At 44.9% G+C, this 18812-nt stretch carries 14 protein-coding genes; 9 read left to right on the top strand and 5 right to left on the bottom strand.

Annotated features, from left to right (window positions below):
* Nucleotides 1–16: 16 nt before the first annotated feature.
* The 3 genes from OC193_RS02015 to OC193_RS02005 are packed head-to-tail and all read right to left on the bottom strand — an operon-like array spanning nt 17 to nt 5117.
* Entirely contained in the window at nt 17–3124 is a 3108-nt protein-coding gene (locus OC193_RS02015; protein WP_048662750.1) for an efflux RND transporter permease subunit, read from the bottom strand.
* Nucleotides 3121–4458 carry an efflux RND transporter periplasmic adaptor subunit gene (locus OC193_RS02010; RefSeq protein ID WP_048662749.1) on the bottom strand — a complete coding sequence of 446 codons (1338 nt, stop codon included), beginning with the start codon at nt 4456–4458 and terminating at the stop codon, nt 3121–3123. Before OC193_RS02010 ends, OC193_RS02015 begins: the two co-directional genes overlap by 4 nt.
* Nucleotides 4458–5117: a TetR/AcrR family transcriptional regulator gene (locus OC193_RS02005; protein WP_048657989.1), complete on the bottom strand. Its 660-nt coding sequence runs from the start codon at nt 5115–5117 to the stop codon at nt 4458–4460. Before OC193_RS02005 ends, OC193_RS02010 begins: the two co-directional genes overlap by 1 nt.
* A gap of 568 nt (nt 5118–5685) precedes the next feature.
* Here OC193_RS02005 and leuA point away from each other — a divergent pair.
* The 5 genes from leuA to OC193_RS01980 all read left to right on the top strand — a co-directional run bounded on the left by leuA (nt 5686) and on the right by OC193_RS01980 (nt 11556).
* Complete coding sequence (gene leuA / locus OC193_RS02000; RefSeq protein ID WP_048657988.1) at nt 5686–7233, top strand: 2-isopropylmalate synthase; 1548 nt, start codon at nt 5686–5688, stop codon at nt 7231–7233.
* Nucleotides 7234–7331: 98 nt separating this feature from the next.
* Nucleotides 7332–8423, top strand: coding sequence for a 3-isopropylmalate dehydrogenase (leuB, locus tag OC193_RS01995; protein ID WP_048662748.1), 1092 nt, complete (start codon nt 7332–7334; stop codon nt 8421–8423).
* Between the two features lie 117 nt (nt 8424–8540).
* Nucleotides 8541–9953, top strand: a complete 1413-nt coding sequence (gene leuC, locus OC193_RS01990) for a 3-isopropylmalate dehydratase large subunit (RefSeq protein WP_048662747.1) — start codon at nt 8541–8543, stop codon at nt 9951–9953.
* Between the two features lie 14 nt (nt 9954–9967).
* Nucleotides 9968–10570, top strand: a complete 603-nt coding sequence (leuD, locus tag OC193_RS01985; RefSeq protein WP_048657985.1) for a 3-isopropylmalate dehydratase small subunit — start codon at nt 9968–9970, stop codon at nt 10568–10570.
* A gap of 203 nt (nt 10571–10773) precedes the next feature.
* Nucleotides 10774–11556, top strand: a complete 783-nt coding sequence (locus tag OC193_RS01980; protein ID WP_048662746.1) for a DUF547 domain-containing protein — start codon at nt 10774–10776, stop codon at nt 11554–11556.
* A gap of 97 nt (nt 11557–11653) precedes the next feature.
* Here the strand turns inward: OC193_RS01980 and OC193_RS01975 are convergent, their stop codons facing one another.
* Both OC193_RS01975 and djlA read right to left on the bottom strand, forming a co-directional pair.
* Nucleotides 11654–12199 carry a DUF924 family protein gene (locus tag OC193_RS01975; RefSeq protein WP_019826910.1) on the bottom strand — a complete coding sequence of 182 codons (546 nt, stop codon included), beginning with the start codon at nt 12197–12199 and terminating at the stop codon, nt 11654–11656.
* Nucleotides 12200–12257: 58 nt separating this feature from the next.
* The gene (djlA, locus tag OC193_RS01970; protein ID WP_019826912.1) at nt 12258–13112 is read right to left on the bottom strand and encodes a co-chaperone DjlA; all 855 of its coding nucleotides are present in this window, start codon (nt 13110–13112) and stop codon (nt 12258–12260) included.
* A gap of 149 nt (nt 13113–13261) precedes the next feature.
* On the opposite strand from djlA, the gene lptD reads away from it, so the two are divergent.
* Genes lptD through rsmA form a run of 4 tightly spaced genes read left to right on the top strand, consistent with a single transcriptional unit; the run spans nt 13262 to nt 18728 of the window.
* Nucleotides 13262–15595 carry an LPS assembly protein LptD gene (gene lptD, locus OC193_RS01965; RefSeq protein ID WP_048662745.1) on the top strand — a complete coding sequence of 778 codons (2334 nt, stop codon included), beginning with the start codon at nt 13262–13264 and terminating at the stop codon, nt 15593–15595.
* A gap of 43 nt (nt 15596–15638) precedes the next feature.
* The gene (gene surA, locus OC193_RS01960) at nt 15639–16937 is read left to right on the top strand and encodes a peptidylprolyl isomerase SurA (RefSeq protein WP_048657980.1); all 1299 of its coding nucleotides are present in this window, start codon (nt 15639–15641) and stop codon (nt 16935–16937) included.
* Entirely contained in the window at nt 16924–17916 is a 993-nt protein-coding gene (pdxA, locus tag OC193_RS01955; RefSeq protein WP_048662744.1) for a 4-hydroxythreonine-4-phosphate dehydrogenase PdxA, read from the top strand. The genes surA and pdxA overlap by 14 nt, the downstream gene beginning before the upstream one ends.
* Nucleotides 17913–18728, top strand: a complete 816-nt coding sequence (gene rsmA / locus OC193_RS01950) for a 16S rRNA (adenine(1518)-N(6)/adenine(1519)-N(6))-dimethyltransferase RsmA (protein ID WP_017062942.1) — start codon at nt 17913–17915, stop codon at nt 18726–18728. Before pdxA ends, rsmA begins: the two co-directional genes overlap by 4 nt.
* Nucleotides 18729–18812 lie beyond the last annotated feature (84 nt).

Raw genomic sequence — 18812 nt, 5'->3', positions numbered from 1 at the left:
TATTTTCTTCCAATGTCTATAGCGAGAGAGACTCGTGCTTTTTCACTAAACCAAAGTCCGCCAATATTGCGTAAGCCGCTGGGATCATAAACAACACCAGTAAGGTCGAGGCAAATATGCCGAACACAATCGAAATAACCAGAGGCTGAATAACCTGAGCCTGTAAGCTGGTTTCCGTTAACAGCGGTAGCAAACCAGCGGCGGTTGTCATTGAGGTCAAGAATACCGCTCGGAAACGCTCGCGACTGGCTTTCACCACCGAGTCATGCACGCTATCTCCCTCATCGACATGGTGACGAATGTATTGCACCAGCAAGATAGAGTCGTTAACCACAATCCCTGCGAGCGAAACAAAGCCCATCATGCTTGGCATACTCAAAGAGTGCCCAAGTATCCAGTGTCCAACGACCACCCCAATAAAAGCGAGTGGAATCGCCAACATCACGACCACAGGCTCTAAGTAGCTTCGGAATTGATAGCTAAGAATCGCAAACACGCCAAATAAGCCGAGTAAGAAGCCTTTGCCCATAGAGGCTCCAGTCTTAGCCGCATCTTTGGCCTCTCCTTCGAAATCAAAGCGTAAACCCGGGTACTTCTGAATAAGTTTGGCGGCTTCATCTTTTTGGAACTGAGCCAAGATCGCGGATGAACTCGCTTTCTTGTTATCAATATCACCAAAGATACTGATGGTTCTCAGCCCATCAATACGCTGAATTCGCACGTAATTACGTTGGAAATCTAACGTCGCCAACGTTGCTAGCGGGATCTGACTGCCATCTGCGGTGATGATCGGGAAGTTGGCCAGCTGCTGTATGTCGCCCGCTTGCTCTTTATCAAGACGCACTTCAATCGAGATATTCTCAACACCGATTTGAATCTCATCCGCTGTCTGACCAAAGAAAGCCGCGCGCAATTGGGAAGCAATCATCTGCCCATTCACATTGTAGGTTTCAGCTCCCGGACGCAGCTTCACCAAGATCTCTTCTTTACCCATACGCATGTCGTCAAGCACGCCGTGCACGCCATCGAACTGATTAAGGTACTCCTGAATATCCAAAGAAGCGGATTTCAATGCACTTAGGTCATCATGCTTAGCTCTAATCTCAATCGCACGACCGCCCGGCCCCATGGTCGGTTGCTTGAAAACTAACGAGATAGGATCCGCCAAGTCACCGATATCCTCTCGCCATGCATCAATGAAATCATCGATAACCGTGTTACGGCTCTCTGCTCCACGCAGATCTAAACGCACTGTGGCTAAGTGCGGGCCTGATTCATTGGCATCGGCGTTAGCATTGAATTGGCTAGTTATGTGCTCGACCAGTGTATTGCCTTCTTCAACCTCTTCGCTCCATTGCTTGTTCAAACGCTCAGCCGACGCGACAATTTTATCGACCACTTTTTCGGTTTGAGACAGTGATGCGCCCGGTGGAAGAATGATACGCGCTTCGGCAATATCACCATCCAGCTCAGGGAAAGGTTGAAACTTAACAACCCCGCCAGCAATCAAGGCTACTGAAAGCAACAATAGCGTAATCACTCCGCCCATAAAGGCGTAGCGGAACGTCACGACTTTCTCAACCATGTTCATCAAAGTGGTATTACGGAAGTTCTCAAACTTCTCAAGCAACACAACCTTAAAACGCAGCGCTGGCTTGTCATTCTTTTCTTTGTGTAATGAATGAGATAGGTGATTAGGTAGGATCAGGAAGGCTTCAATCAAGCTCAACGACAGCACCAAAATCAAGACTTGAGGAACGGCCTTAAGCACCGCGCCCATCTCGCCATCTAGGAACAGTAAGCTACCGAAAATACACACCGTGGTTAAGAAAGAAGACAACACTCCGGGAAACACTTTCTTAACGCCGTTGTACACCGCATCATCAACGTTTTGCCCCCGATCTAAATGGGACGCTATCGATTCGGCAATCACGATGGCGTCATCCATCATGATACCAATCGCCATCAACAGTCCGACCAGCGACATAATGTTAATCGATAAACCAAGATTGGCCATCAAAAACAAACCACCAAGGAAGGCTACCGGCAACCCCGCCGCTACCCAAAATGAATAACGTAAGCTGAAGAACAGCCACATGGTGGCGAACACCAGCACAATACCTTGCCAGCCATTACGCGCCATCATGGTTAAACGATCCCACAGCACAGAGGAGAGATCGTTGGTCATTTGTAGTGTCACACCGTCAGGAGCAATCGCGCTTTGATCTTCAACGAATCGTGTTACGTTCTCTTTGATTCGCAGCGCATCGTCTTCTTTGTTCTTACTGATCTTAAGCAGCGCCGAAGGCTTGCCATCAAATAACACCTTCTGTTCATCCAGCTCAAAGCGGTCGGTTATTTTGGCTATGTCTCTCAAACGGATCACCGAGCCATTAGGCGCAGAACCAACCACGATACTTTCAAGTTCAACCGGTGTGATTCGTCTCTCGTCAAAACGAATCAGGAAGTTTTTATCAGGTGTTTCAACGTTACCACTCGGAAGCTTCACATTCTGACGACCAATTTGATCTGCAATATCACCGACGCTCAAACCCAGCTGGCGAATCGCTTGGGTATCCAACTCAACACGATATTGATGATCTGAGAAGCCGCTGACCTCGACCAAAGATACACCGTAATCGAGCTTCATAGTGCGCTTAAGATCTTCCGCGTAGGCCTTAAGTTCCGGCCACGACGTTTCGGCTGTGATGGCGATATCAACAACTGGTTCATTCCAATCTAGCTCTTGAACAACAGGTGATTCAATCTCGGTTGGGAAGTCATTGATCGAGTTGATCTGGGTTTGCACGTCCACCAGCATTCGGCCAATATCCGCTTTCTCATTTAACTTCAGAATTAGACGTGCGCTACCTTCGATCGCCTCACACTGAGTTTCTTCAATGTTGGCTAAGCCGTCTACTGCATCTTCCATTCGCACACATAGGCTCTCTTCCACTTCTTGTGGAGAAGCGCCGGGATAAACGATGGCTGCCATAATGTAAGGCGGATCATAAGCGGGGAAGGTTTCACGCTTGATTGTTGATAATGAGCTTATACCCATGATCAACAATCCAAGCATCAACAAGTTGGCTGCTGTTGGGTGCCTAGAGAAGAACTTGATCATGACGCACTCTCCTGAGTATCCGATTCAAGCTCATCCTCTTCAGAGTTCGACTCTTTCAATAACATGCCCTCGATAGCTGGCAGGACATCATTTAGAACCAACTTGTCTCCGGTTTGTAGCTCACCACTCACAACCACTTGATTGTCTCTACGGTAAAGCACTTCAACATTCACCACTTGCAAGCGTTGATTGTCGTCCATCAAGTAAACCTTATCACCATGCAGTGCTCGCTCCGGCAGAACCCAACTCAGATTCGCTACACCTTCAATCTCGGCTTTTACAAACATACCATTAACCAACGGCGTTGCGCTGTCTGGCTGCAGTTGTGAATAGTCTTGAGCGATCTCGAGAATAATCCCCGCCGTCGCTTGGTTTTCATCAACCGTTTCGCTGATTCTTGCTACCTTCGCAGGCCAGCTAAGATTCAGGTTACCGCTGTTAAGTTGGATGCTTGCTTTGATTGGCGCTTCATAAGGATTAGGAATTCCTGCGGTATCGCGAGGGAACTGCTTAAAACTGGAGGCTAAAGTTTGTATATCGTGAATAGAAAGTTGCGCCTCCACTTCCATGACATCAATCCCGTGAGCAATAAACATCTCTTGTTGAAGGTTAACTACTTGATTTTGCTCGATATCAACTTGAGCAATTCGCATCGCTCTTGGTAAAGTGACGGTAGTCTTATCGAGAGAGCGTTGCGCCTCTTTGACTTTAGATACATTGACCTTAATCACCGCTTGCGCAACACGTTTTTCGTCTGGCATTAATGCGATTTGGTTCGCGATATCTAATACCAACTTCTGTTGAGATAGCGCACTTTGTTTTTGTAGATCGACATCAGACTGCGAAGTCAGCCCTTTCTTACGCAAATCCTGTTTACGTTGTAACTCTTTATTACTGATCACTAAGCGATTCTTTTCGATCTTAAGAGTCTGATTAAGGTTGTCTTCTTCTTGATTCAATTTCGCTAATGAGGTTTGGCTTGATTTTAGATCCGCCTCTGCTTGTATCAGTTTCAATTCGTAATCCAATGGATCAACTTTGAGTACGACCGTTCCTGCAGGGATCACCTGCCCTTTTTCAAGATCTGGATGTCGATAGACAATCTGCCCTGTTACCTCGGCAATTGCTTTCCATTCGACTTTCGGCACCACCTTGCCAAAGCCAACCGCTAACGGCGCTATCAGTTGTTGCTCTAGGCTTACTGTATCAACTAAGCGGGCTCTATCACCCGCAGGTTTGGTTGGAAGATCCGGCTTCAAGTTAATCGCGGCGACAAGGCCAATCACACCAACCGCAAGTGCTGGAAAGAAGAGTAGTTTTTTATTTATTTTCATTATCTTTGGTCCTGCACAGAAGAAGGGCTAGGCGTATTTATAAAGCCTTCTGTCATCAATTTAATGTTGTGTTCGATTAAGCGGTTAAGAAATTCTTCATTAATCTCAATACCATGAATAGCAAGCAAAGGTGGGGGCGCAATGAACGGGAACACCATCAAGCTTATATACGACACGCGGCAGAGTTTGGGATCCATCTCTTTTCTTAAAACGCCTTGTTCAACCAGTTTTTCAAAAATGACATCCTGAGCTGGCTTAGCGACATCGTGAAAAACCTTTTCGAGCAATTCTCTTTGCACTTCAGAGGGAGGCATATTCATCACTTGGGCCAGCAAGCGAGGAAACTTAGGTACCTTGACCATCTCTTTGTAGTAAGTCCGCATTAGATCAAGAAAGCTCTCATGACTACCTTCTTCAACCAACCTTTGCATCTGCAATTGCATCGGTCGTAGCGTTTCACGCAGCATGGCTTCAAACAGCCCGGCCTTACTGCCAAAGTAATAACGGATCATCGCAATATTGACACCCGCACGCTCAGCAATCAGGCGTGTCGAGACCTTGTCGTATGGCAGAACGACAAACAGATCACGAGCATGCTCAATTAATAACTGTCGAACATCTAAGTTCTTTTGAGGTCGCCCCGCTTTTCGTGCCGTCATGGAAAAAATCCATCTCTATAATTAATCATCTGATTAATTATAGAGATAAACAGGCGTAACAGTAGAAGATTAATTACTCATTATTTAATCAAGTGATTAATTAATTTGGTCACGCTTGTGATTTTTTTGGTGAATCGTTCCATCAAAAAGATTTACTACAAAGTTTTAACCTACACATAAGCCAAACGATAAACTAACCGCCCAATACAAAACACTCAATCAGCCGATAACACCAACAAACAACACACAAGCAGCACAAACCAAACCAAAACACCGCCAAAGCACGCTGATATTGGATTTTCTTGTTTGACGCTCAGAATAAATTGCGGTAAATATGGTGTTAACAGTTTATTTACGGATATTTGTGTAATGATTTTTTCTTCTTCTCGACTGCTGAAACTTCTCCTTATCGTGAACCAATCGCGCGGGTAAGTTGTGGGTCAAGAACTACACAAATATTAAAACCCGCGCTGAGCGGGTTTTTTTGTAACTGGCACTTTTAAAAGAACATCATTCTTAATAATAATTTGGATAGCAATCGATTCATTATCGATATAAGGAAGCACCCATGAACGATCAAGTGATAATTTTTGACACGACCTTACGTGATGGCGAGCAAGCGTTGGCTGCAAGCTTAACGGTAAAAGAGAAATTACAGATCGCTTATGCACTTGAACGACTGGGTGTAGATGTTATTGAAGCGGGTTTTCCTGTGTCATCACCAGGCGATTTTGAATCAGTACAAACCATCGCAAAGAATATTAAAGATAGCCGTATATGTGCGCTTTCTCGTGCAGTAGCGAAAGATATTGATGCCGCAGCCGAAGCACTAAAAGTGGCTGAACAGTTCCGTATTCATACCTTTATTTCTACATCGACGGTTCACGTACAAGACAAATTACGCCGCAGCTACGACGATGTTGTCGAGATGGCAGTGAAAGCGGTAAAGCATGCGCGTAACTATACCGATGATGTTGAATTCTCTTGTGAAGATGCCGGTCGTACACCTATCGACAACCTATGTCGTATGGTTGAAGCAGCAATTAACGCTGGCGCAAAAACCATCAACATTCCAGACACCGTAGGCTACACAGTACCGAATGAGTTTGGTGGCATTATCCAAACGCTATTTGATCGCGTACCAAACATCGATCAAGCGATCATCTCTGTTCACTGTCACGATGACTTAGGCATGTCGGTTGCTAACTCAATTGCTGCCGTTCAAGCAGGTGCTCGTCAAATTGAAGGCACAATCAATGGTATTGGTGAGCGTGCGGGTAACTGTTCTTTAGAAGAAATCGCAATGATCATCAAAACTCGTCAAGAGCTTTTGGGTGTTCACACAGGCTTGGATCATAAAGAGATTCACCGTACCAGTAAGTTGGTTAGCCAGCTTTGCCACATGCCAATTCAAGACAACAAAGCAATCGTTGGTGCTAACGCATTCAGCCACTCTTCAGGTATCCACCAAGACGGCATGCTTAAGAACAAGAACACTTACGAGATCATGACGCCTGAGTCTATTGGCTTGAAGAACAAAGCATTGAACTTAACAAGCCGCAGTGGTCGTGCAGCCGTTAAAAGCCACATGGATGCAATGGGCTACAAAGACAATGAGTACAACCTAGATTCATTGTACGAAGACTTCTTGAAGCTTGCTGACCGTAAAGGCCAAGTATTCGATTACGACCTAGAAGCACTAATGCACTTCGCAAATCTACGCGACGAAGATGACTTCTATAAACTTAACTACCTAAGCGTACAATCTGGTAGTGTTATGTCTACCACCAGCATCAAGCTTCAATGTGGTGATGAAGAGAAATGCGAAGCGGCTGTCGGTAACGGCCCTGTTGATGCGCTATACCAATGTATTTACCGCTTAACGGGGTACGAAATTGCATTGGATAAATTCGACCTTACCGCGAAAGGTGAAGGCGAAGATGGCCTAGGCCAAGCTGATATTATTGCTAACTATAAAGGCCGCAAGTACCACGGTACAGGCGTATCAACCGATATCGTTGAAGCTTCTGGTCAGGCGCTACTGCATGTTATCAATAGCATTCAACGCGCAGACACCATTGCTGAAATGAAACAGCAAAAAATCGCGACAGTTTAAATACCCAATAACAGAGCCCTAGAGCCGATGTTATTGGCTTTAGGGACAAAATTTAAAACGAGCCAAATAGCTCAGTAACAAAGAATTAAAGGATTAACATGACTGATAAATCATACAAAATTGCCGTACTACCTGGTGATGGCATTGGCCCAGAAGTAATGCAACAAGCACATAAAGTGCTAGACGCGATCGAAAAGAAGCACGCGATTAGCTTTTCTCGCGAAGAGTATGATGTTGGTGGTATTGCGATTGATAACCACGGCTGTCCACTTCCAGAAGCAACAGTAGCTGGCTGTGAAGAATCTGACGCAGTACTTTTTGGCTCGGTTGGCGGTCCTAAATGGGAACACCTTCCACCAAACGATCAACCAGAGCGTGGTGCCCTACTTCCTCTACGTAAACACTTCCAACTGTTCTGTAACCTACGCCCAGCACAAATCCATAAAGGTCTAGAGTCTTTCTCTCCTTTACGTGCTGACATCTCAGGTAACGGTTTCGACATCGTGGTTGTACGTGAGCTAACAGGCGGCATCTACTTCGGCCAACCTAAAGGTCGTGAAGGCGAAGGCGCAACTGAAAAAGCATTTGATACTGAGGTTTACCACCGCTACGAAATTGAACGTATTGCAAAGATTGCGTTTGAATCGGCACGCCTACGTAACAAAAACGTTTACTCAATCGATAAAGCGAACGTTCTACAGAGCTCTATCTTATGGCGCGAAGTTGTCGAAGAGATTGCAAAAGATTACCCAGATGTCACGCTAAACCACATGTACATCGACAACGCGACCATGCAGCTAATCAAAGATCCTTCTCAGTTTGACGTAATGCTGTGTTCAAACATCTTCGGCGACATCATCTCTGATGAGTGCGCAATGATCACAGGCTCTATGGGTATGCTTCCTTCTGCTAGCTTGAACGAAAGCAACTTCGGCCTATACGAGCCAGCAGGCGGCAGCGCACCAGATATCGCAGGTAAGAACATCGCAAACCCAGTAGCGCAAATCCTTTCTGCAGCACTAATGCTTCGTTACAGCCTAGGCGAAGAAGCGGCAGCACAAGACATCGAAGCAGCGGTATCTAAAGCGCTTTCAGCAGGCGAGCTAACAGCAGACCTTGCAGGTAACAACCAAGCACTGACTACCTCTGAAATGGGTGACAAGATCGCTGAGTACATCTTAGCTTCATAAGCTAAATACTCCGATTAAAAGCAAGTACATAAGAATAATATCAAGCCAAGTCAGCGTAAACCGCATGACTTGGCTCGAAACAAACACTGGGACTGATGCTCCCAAGGAAGAAAAGCTATGTCGACAAACCAGCAAGCAAAAACCTTATACGAAAAAGTTTATGACGCTCACGTTGCGGTTGCAGCGAAGGGCGAAACACCAATTCTTTATATCGATCGCCACCTAGTTCACGAAGTAACGTCACCTCAAGCATTTGATGGCTTACGTGAAAAAGGCCGTAAAGTTCGCCAAGTCGGCAAAACTTTCGCGACCATGGATCACAACGTATCAACCCAAACCAAAGACATTAACGCTTCTGGTGAGATGGCTCGTATCCAAATGGAAACGCTATCGAAAAACTGTGAAGAGTTTGGTGTAACGCTTTACGACCTAAACCACAAATACCAAGGTATTGTGCACGTAATGGGCCCTGAGCTAGGTATTACCCTGCCAGGCATGACCATCGTATGTGGTGACTCACACACTGCGACACACGGTGCATTTGGTTCATTAGCATTCGGTATCGGTACTTCAGAAGTTGAGCACGTTCTAGCAACTCAAACGCTAAAACAAGCTCGCGCTAAAACGATGAAGATCGAAGTAAAAGGCAAGGTTGCTCCGGGCATCACGGCAAAAGATATCGTGCTAGCGATCATCGGTAAAACAACAGCTGCAGGCGGTACTGGCTACGTTGTAGAATTCTGTGGTGAGGCGATTACTGACCTTACGATGGAAGGCCGTATGACGGTATGTAACATGGCTATCGAGCTTGGCGCTAAAGCAGGCCTAATTGCTCCAGATGCAACAACATACGAGTACATCAAAGGTCGTAAGTTCTCTCCACAAGGCGAAGACTTAGAAGCAGCAATCCAATACTGGGATACGCTAAAAACCGATGCCTATGCCAAGTTCGATGCGGTTGTTACGCTAGAAGCGGCAGACATCAAACCACAAGTAACTTGGGGCACAAACCCAGGTCAGGTTATCTCGGTAGACACGCCAATCCCAGCACCAGAAAGCTTCGCAGACCCTGTTGAAAAAGCATCAGCAGAAAAAGCGCTAGCTTACATGGGCCTTGAAGCGGGTAAATCTCTATCTGATTACAACGTAGATAAAGTGTTCGTTGGTTCTTGTACTAACTCTCGTATCGAAGACATGCGTGCAGCAGCAGCGGTAGCGAAAGGCCGTCAAGTAGCGAAACATGTTCAAGCGCTTATCGTTCCGGGTTCAGAGCAAGTTAAAGCACAAGCTGAAGCTGAAGGCCTAGATAAGATCTTCATCGAAGCCGGCTTTGAATGGCGCTTACCAGGCTGTTCTATGTGTCTTGCAATGAACAACGACCGTCTAGGTCCACAAGAGCGCTGTGCTTCTACATCAAACCGTAACTTTGAAGGTCGCCAAGGCCGTGATGGTCGTACGCACCTAGTTAGCCCAGCAATGGCAGCCGCAGCAGCTATCGCTGGTCACTTTGTCGATATTCGTGAACTTTAATTAGAGGATTTAACATGTCAGGTTTTCAACAACACACCGGATTAGTCGTTCCTCTAGATACGGCCAACATCGATACTGATGCGATCATTCCAAAGCAGTTTCTACAGAAAGTAAACCGCATCGGTTTTGGTAAACACTTGTTCCACGATTGGCGCTTCCTAGACGATGCAGGCCAACAACCAAACCCTGAGTTTGTAATGAATGAAGAACGCTACCAAGGCGCTTCAATTCTTCTAGCTCGTGAAAACTTTGGTTGTGGTTCATCTCGTGAACACGCACCTTGGGCACTTGCCGATTACGGTATCCAAGTAATGATCGCACCAAGCTTTGCCGACATTTTCTACGGTAACTCGATCAACAACCAAATGGTGCCAGTTCGATTGACTGAGCAAGAAGTGGATGAGCTATTCCAATTCGTTGAAGCGAATGAAGGTGCAGAAATCACAGTTGACCTAGAAGCAATGAAAGTTAGCGCAGACGGTAAAGAGTACTCGTTTGAAATTGATGAGTTCCGTCGTCACTGCTTACTGAATGGCCTAGATAACATCGGCCTAACACTTCAACACGCCGATAAGATTTCAGAGTTTGAAGCTAAGATTCCTAGCTTCCTAAAATAAGAAGTCTTGAAATAGAATCGCACTGTTTTGTGTACACATAAAAGGTTGGCCTAATGCCAACCTTTTTTATTTGGCTGAGCTTTAACTTAATGTGTTTATTCAGCTCAGCCCTTTATTTAGAACAGTTCCGCTATTTAACTGAATAGCCATGAAAGAAAATCGCAAAGCATAAGGTCTTAGTAGTCAGTCATCAGGAGAATGCCATGAAACAACTACTCGTTATTATCAGCCTACTTTTCTCAACCTTAGCTTGGTCTGCACCTAAATCCGATCTTTGGCCATACTGGAATCAAAGCGACGAAACCAATCTAGAACAGGTATCTCATCAAGATTGGCAGCGATTCCTCGACAACTACTTAGTTCAACAAGGTCAAAATACCCTAGTTCGCTACCAAGCGGTGAACACTGCCGATAAGACCAAACTCAAGCAATACATCAAGAGACTAGAACAGGTTAATCCGCTCGACTATTCAAAAGCGGAGCAGTATGCCTATTGGGTTAATCTATACAACGCCGTGACTGTCGATTTGATTCTAGATGCCTACCCAGTTAAATCTATCACTAAGCTCGGAGGCCTATTTAGCTTTGGCCCATGGGGAGATGATGTCGTCATCGTCAATGGAAAATCACTGACACTCAATGATATTGAGCATCGGATTTTAAGACCTATTTGGCAAGATCCCCGCACACACTACGCGGTAAATTGTGCGAGTTTAGGTTGCCCTAACCTCCAACCTCAAGCCTTTACTTCTGACAACACCGAAACTCTACTGGAACAAGCAGCGTCTGAATTTGTTAATAGTGATAAAGGTGTGTTGGTTAAAGGTAATAAGCTTCAGCTATCATCGATTTATGAGTGGTTTGCTGTGGATTTTGGTGACCAAAAGCAGCTTATTCAACACCTAGACCAATATCGAGTTAAGTCAGTACCGAGTACTAACAAAATCAACTATGAGTACGATTGGTCGCTCAACCAAGCTAACTAGCTATAACGCTAAACTTCATAACTAAAGCAAAACAAAAAAGAGGCTAGGGTTTTATCAACCACTAGCCTCTTCTCAAATATTGACCGTATCCCTACAATTAAAAACTTGATCCCGGTTGCTGCAAGAATTCCACTTCTTCAGACGTTGAAGTTCGCCCTAGCACTTCATTACGATGAGGGTAACGACCAAAACGCTCAATGATAACCTTGTGCTTAAACTCAAAATCCAAATTATGTTCTAATCCCGTTTGAGAAAAGAGCTCCACGGCTTGTTCATGGACTAACAAAGACTCACTATGCATATAAGGCATATACAGGAAGCTTTTTTGTTGCTCGTTAAGTTGGTGATCAAAACCACCCGCTACCGCCTCTTGTGCTAGAGCCAACGCCATCGGATCAACCGAAAAAGCTGCCGGACTGTTTCTACCAATATTGCGAGAAAACTGATCAAGCACGATAATCTCTGCCAATCGTCCTTGTGCGTTTTGTCGCCATTCAAATAGCTCACCTTGAGCTGCTGATCGGTGTAAGTCAGAAAAGCGAGCCTCAATCAAAGCATCAATTTCTTCGCCGCCAGTAAACCAGTCTTTTGGCGTCAATTCATCGAACCAAAACTCTAGAACATCCTGATACGTTACCGTCATATAATTCCCTTTAATAAAAAACCGAGTCATTTAATGTCATGGCTCGGCTTATGTTCTGTTACTTAAAACCTTTAACTTTTTTTATCAAGTCATAAGCATTTTGAATTTCTTGCGATTTCTCTTTCGCAACATTCATCATCTCTGGCGGTAAACCTTTCGCCATCAGTTTATCTGGGTGGTGCTCATTCATCAGTTTGCGGTAGGCTTTCTTCACCTCTTTACCGTCAGCACTTTCACTCACACCAAGAACCTTATATGCGTCGCCTAGCTGGTTCTGTTGTGAAGCCTGTTGCCAACCTGATGATTGCCCATGGCCTTGATGGCCACCAAAGCTTCCACCTTGCTGTTGGAAACGGAACGCTGCTTCCTGCATCTGCAAGCGGCGCTCTAGTTGCTCTGCCGAAAACCCTAGGCCTTGCGCTATTTTATGCAGAACTTGGCGCTCACTCGGGTGCAGGCTTCCATCAGCGAATGCAGCTGATACTTGAAGCTCCAAGAAGAACTGAAGAAGATCAAAACGACCACCCGATGAGATTTTCACTCGCTCAAGTACTTCGCTCAGAGGGAAGTCGCTCTCTTTGCCGTCACGGAATGCATCTTGCGCCGCTTTGCGTTGTTCGCCATGCAGGTTCATGCGTTCCATCATGGTGGAAGCGAGTTGAATCTCTTCTGGCGTTACCTGTCCTTTCGCTTTAGCAACGTGCCCCATAACCGCAAAAGCGGATTTAAAAAACTCGTTCTGTCTTTCTGCTTGGCTTGGACCTCGACCAAAACCAGAGCTATTGAAGCCTGATTGGTTCAATCGGCGAGCTTTATCGAATTGGTGTCCTAAAAACAGACCAAAAACTAAACCGAGCGGCCCTCCAAATAAAAAGCCAAAAAACGCGCCCAAAATTTTGCCAAATATTTGCATTATGTGTTCTCTATCTATGAATTTTATCTGAGTAATGCTGTCTGATGATGCTGAATGCTATTATTTCCTTTATCATAAGGAAAATGCTTTATTAATTGGATTGATACTAGATCAACCCTTCATCTAGTGACACAGGATAGTTCAACTTCATGCAATCTTTTTCCCGCACCTTGTTAGCCGCGTCTATAAGTACGGCGTTATACGTGTCGACAACTCAAGCTGAAACAATCACCGATAGTAGTGTGCAGGAAATGCCCTCTATAGATCAATGCTTGATCGAACCCGCTGCAGAAAACGAGACACAGCTACCCGCTCATGTTGAGTCAGATCGCTTAGAAGCTATCAACGGTGAAAAGGCAATTTATTCAGGTGACGTAAGAGTTACGCAAGGGAACAAGACCATCCTTGCCGATAACGTAACCCTGCACCAACAAGAAAATATCGTTGTAGCTGAAGGCAACGTAAACTTTAGTGACGGTCAAATCAAATCTATCTCAGACAGAGCAACTAATAATCTGACGACTGATGAAATGACACTAGAAAACACCGATTACGAATTTCTATGTGAACCAGGCCGTGGAGATGCGGTTTATATCGCAAAAACAGGTAAAGCGGTTTATGAAATCGAAGATGGTTCGATCACCTCTTGCCCTATCGGAGATAATGCTTGGCGCTTAAGAGCATCAAGCATCAGTGTCGACCAAGACGAAGAACAAGCCACTTTCTACAATCCGCGTTTTGAAATCCAAAGCGTCCCTGTATTTTACTTACCCTACTTAACGGTACCAGTAGGCGACACGCGTAAAACCGGATTCTTGTATCCAACCGTATCTTATGGCTCTAGTGATGGTTTTGAAGCAGAAATTCCCGTTTATTGGAACTTGGCACCAAACTATGACTTGGAAACCACCTTCAAGTACATGCAAGAGCGTGGTACACAACTTAACAGTAAATTCCGTTACTTGAGCGATTTTGGCTCAGGTAGTATCGAGTCTGAATATTTGCCGGATGACAAAAAATACTCAGAAAAAGGTGACCGTTGGGGTGCTCAACTCCAGCATTCAGGGATATTCCAGCAATCGTGGTTGTTTGAAGTCGACTATTCAAAAGTCAGTGATATTGATTACTTTACCGATCTAAGTTCTGGTATTGGTAACCGTGAAGATGGCCAACTACTTCAGGAAGGCCGAGCGACATACCGTTCCCAAAACTGGGATGCATCGGTACTTGTTCGAGATTTCCAAGTTCTGACTACAAGCAATAACCTACCTTACCGCCTAATGCCACAGCTAGAGTACAATTACTATGCTCCTGAAGTGATGGAGTATTTAGATTTCGACATGATCAGTCATGTCTCAATATTTGATACCGACGCTGCAGGTAAACCATCTGCGAACCGTATTCACGTGGAACCTGGCATTACCATTCCTGTAGGCAATACTTGGGGTACTTGGACAACAGAAGCTCGACTACTTGGTACTTACTATCAACAAGACCTTGATGGCGTTGATACCGGCGCAGGCTCTGATTATGAAGGCTTGGAAGAATCAGTAAGTCGAGTTATTCCAGAGTTTAGAAGCCACGCAGGTATCGTTCTTGAACGTGATACAAAAATTGTGGGCAATTACACTCAAACACTCGAACCTCAAGTTCAGTATCTTTACGTACCAGAAGAAGATCAAAGTGACATTGGTCTTTACGATACGACACTACTGCAGACCGATTACTATGGTCTATTTAGAAGCCGTAAATATAGCGGTGTTGATCGTATCGCATCTGCGAATCAAATTAGTTATGGTGCATCATCTCGTTTCTTCGATGATGAGTATAAAGAGCGTTTGAATATTTCTTTTGGTCAGATTTTTTATATCGATAAAGATACAAAACAGACTTTAGACAACGACGACTCTGATAACAAAACTAATTATTCGTCTTGGGCTATAGAAATGGACTTCAACTATGATGACTACCTGTTCTACCATGGTGGCGTGCAATACGATATTGACTCATCTTCGATGCAATTAGCGAATAGTACACTTGAATACCGCTTTGCTGGTGGTTACATACAAACCAACTATCGCTATGTTACAGAAGAATACATAAATGAAACTGTAGATTTTGACGTATCATCAATAACAAGAGATGGCATCTCTCAAGCCGGCTTACTCGGTGCCTACCAAATTTCACCGAAGTGGAGCACAAGCGCTCAATATTTCTATGACTTAACAACACAAGAAGATCTAGAGTGGTTAGCTCGACTCAATTATAAATCGGATTGCTGGTACATCGGCTTTACCTATAGTAACCGTTTGACAAATAACATTAGTAATCCAAATACTACGCCTGAATATGAAAATAACTTCAGCGTTAACTTCGGTATTGTAGGCTTTGGTACCAACATTGGTTCTGACTCTGGCGCCGTTGGGGATAGTAGCTCCGACAACTCGCTGAGCTACGGTCGCCCATTCTTCTTAAACAACTAATTTTCTTTGCTGATAAGAGATCAGTAAATTTAAAGGATTACACATGACATTGTGGAAACGCACATTAATTGCTATCGCAGCGACTTGTACTTTATCAACAAGTTATGCCGCACCGGTCGAGCTAGACAGCGTAAAAGTTATCGTTAACGAAGGCGTTATCTTACAAAGCGACATCGATGCTTCGATGAAGACGCTACGCGCAAATGCTAAGAAAAGCGGTCAAACACTGCCATCGCAAGACGTGCTCAATGAGCAAGTCCTAGAAAAACTGATCATCGATACTATTCAAACTCAAGAAGCGGAGCGTATTGGAGTTCGAATTGATGATGCTCGACTTGATCAAGCGATTGAAGGCATTGCCAAAGATAACAACCAAACGGTGGAACAACTTACCGCATCGGTTGCGGAAGAAGGCCTTAGCTACAACGCATTTCGTGAACAGGTAAGAAAAGAGATCGCAGCAAGCGAAGCGCGTAACGCTCTCGTTCGTCGTCGTATCAACATTCTTCCTGCAGAAGTAGACAACCTAGCGGATATCCTTGCTCAAGAAACGAATGCTACGGTTCAATACAAAATTGGCCACATTCAACTGCGCTTTAACGATGACCAAACCAAAGAAGAGCTAGAAGCTCAAGCTAAAGAGCTAGTTGAAGAACTTAACTCAGGCAAAGATTTCAGCACCATGGCGTATACTTACTCTAAGGGTCCTAAAGCACTGCAAGGTGGTGATTGGGGATGGATGCGTAAAGAAGAGATGCCAACCATTTTCGCTGACCAAATCAAAATGCAGAACAAAGGCAGCATCATCGGTCCTTTCCGCAGCGGTGTAGGCTTCCACATCCTGAAAATTGAAGATGTGAAAGGCTTAGAAACCGTAGCAGTAACGGAAGTGAATGCTCGTCATATCCTGATTAAGCCAACTGTCATCTTGAGTGACGATGGCGCCAAGGAACAACTTGAAGAAATCACACGCCGCGTAAACGCAGGTGAAGCGAGCTTCGGTGACCTTGCTCAGCAATACAGCCAAGACCCAGGTTCTGCAGTACAAGATGGTGAGCTAGGCTACCAAACACCAGATTTGTATGTACCAGAGTTCAAACACCAAGTAGAAACGCTACCTGAAGGCAAGATCAGTGCGCCATTCAAAACCGTACACGGTTGGCACATTGTTGAAGTACTAGACCGTCGCGAAGTAGACCGTACCGATTCAGCTTTGAAAAACAAAGCTTACCAAATTCTATTTAACCGTAAATTCAACGAAGAAGCTGGCGCCTGGCTACAAGAAGTAAGAGCAAGTGCCTTTGTTGAAATGGTTGAGGACGACCAAGATGACAGCAACTAAACGTATTGTCATAACCGCAGGTGAACCAGCAGGTATAGGTCCAGATTTAACTCTGGCTCTATCTCAAGAAAGCTGGCCTCATCAACTCGTGGTTTGTGCTGATAAAACACTGCTATCCGAGCGAGCTAAAATTCTTGGCATCGAAGTCGATCTGCTGGATTATGACGCAAGTGCAGCTAAGACACCTCAACGCGCTGGTACACTGGTAGTGAAACACGTTCCACTAGCTGAAACGGCGGTTGCAGGCCAACTCAACGAAGCTAACGGTCATTACGTATTAAATACTTTAGAAACCGCAGCAATTGGCTGTATGAATGATGAATTTGATGCTATTGTCACCGGCCCTGTTCACAAGGGGGTAATTAACCGAGCTGGCGTTGCTTTTAGCGGCCATACCGAGTTCTTTGCAGAGAAGTCCAATACGCCACTGGTGGTGATGATGTTGGCAACTGAAGGGCTGCGTGTTGCACTAGTAACAACTCACATCCCACTAGCTTATGTATCTCAAGCAGTGACCGAAGACAGATTAGAGCAAATTATTACTATTCTGAATAAAGATTTGGTTGAAAAATTTGCTATTGAGAAACCAACTATCTACGTGTGTGGCTTGAATCCACATGCTGGTGAAGATGGTTGCTTAGGGCGTGAAGAAATTGAAACCATCACCCCGACGCTAGAAAAAATTCGCCAAATAGATGGCATCAATTTAGTTGGCCCATTGCCAGCAGATACCATCTTTAATGAAAAATATTTGCAAGATGCAGATGCTGTTTTAGGTATGTATCACGACCAAGTACTCCCGGTATTGAAATACAAAGGGTTTGGTCGCTCAGTGAACATCACGCTTGGCTTACCGTTTATTCGCACATCAGTCGACCACGGTACCGCCTTAGACTTGGCAGGGAAAGGCCAAGCCGATACAGGGAGCTTTAGAACAGCGCTCACGCACGCCATTGAATTAGTAGAGAAAAAGCAATGAGAAATGATGTCCACTTAGGGCACAAAGCGCGTAAACGTTTTGGTCAAAACTTCCTTAACGATCCATACATTATTGATGGCATCGTATCGAGCATTAACCCATTACCTGGTCAAAACTTGGTAGAGATCGGTCCTGGTCTAGGCGCAATTACTGAGCCTGTGGGTAAGCTTGTCGATAAATTTACTGTTATCGAATTGGATAGAGACCTTGCAGAACGTCTGCGTAACCATCCGGATCTGGCTGATAAGCTAACGATCCGTGAAGGCGATGCGATGAAGTTCGACTTCCAAGAACTGGTTAAACCAAACAACAAGCTACGTATTTTTGGTAACTTGCCATACAACATCTCTACACCATTGATGTTCCACCTTTTTGAATTCCATAAAGACGTGCAAGACATGCACTTTATGCTTCAAAAAGAAGTGGTTAACCGTCTAGCCGCTGGCCCAGGCAGCAAAGCTTACGGCCGTCTTACTGTGATGGCTCAGTACTACTGTAAAGTGACACCTGTGCTAGAAGTGCCACCAACGGCCTTCGTTCCGCCACCGAAAGTAGACTCTGCAGTTGTTCGCCTACAGCCATACGAAGTGCTGCCTTACCCGGCAAAAGATCTGAAATGGCTTGATCGCGTATGTCGTGAAGGCTTTAACCAGCGTCGTAAAACGGTTCGTAACTGCTACAAGAGCTTGATCGATAAGGAAGTACTGGAAGAGCTTGGTATCAACCCAAGCATGCGTCCTGAGAACTTAACGCTCGAGCAGTTTGTCGACATGGCAAACTGGTTGTACGATAGTCACAACGCTGACAAATAAATAAAAAAGGCTCCTACACTTCGGTTAGGAGCCTTTTTTATGTAATACTTTAATTACATTAAGTATATCAACAACAAAAGGTGC

Source organism: Vibrio crassostreae, assembly GCF_024347415.1.
GTDB lineage: Bacteria > Pseudomonadota > Gammaproteobacteria > Enterobacterales > Vibrionaceae > Vibrio > Vibrio crassostreae.
The sequence above is the reverse complement of the archived record's forward strand: the minus strand, read 5'-3'. Positions and strand labels throughout refer to the sequence as shown.